This is a genomic window from Bacillus sp. SIMBA_074, from assembly GCF_046534555.1.
Taxonomy (GTDB): Bacteria; Bacillota; Bacilli; order Bacillales; family Bacillaceae_G; genus Bacillus_A; species Bacillus_A mycoides.
The window spans coordinates 1-272 of the sequence record NZ_JAWRYM010000518.1 but is presented as its reverse complement, the minus strand read 5'-3'; the positions used below and the strand labels follow the sequence as shown (position 1 = coordinate 272).

1 protein-coding gene is annotated in these 272 nt (G+C 65.1%); it reads right to left on the bottom strand.

Translation table 11 applies throughout. The features are described from left to right. A partial coding sequence (locus SB773_RS31800) for a hypothetical protein (protein WP_410594310.1) occupies positions 1–272 on the bottom strand: 272 nt, incomplete at both ends.

The window sequence follows — 272 nt, the reverse complement described above, 5'->3', positions numbered from 1 at the left end:
GAACCAGGATGCGCGCTCGAGCAATTCGTCGTAATCGTCGCCGCGCTGCGTGGGATTGTCCAGGACGATGGCGATCTCCCACTTGCGATCCGGCCAGTAGCCGGCCTGGTCGAACCGCTTGGCGAACGTGTTGGCCTGGGCCATCAGCTCTCCGGCGGCCGCACCCTGCTCGAGGATCTCGACCAGTCGCGCATCCGGCTCGAACGGCTTGCCCCTCTCGATGCCGAGCTGCTTCAGCATCGCCAGGTAGAAGCGATCCCGTTCCTCGACGA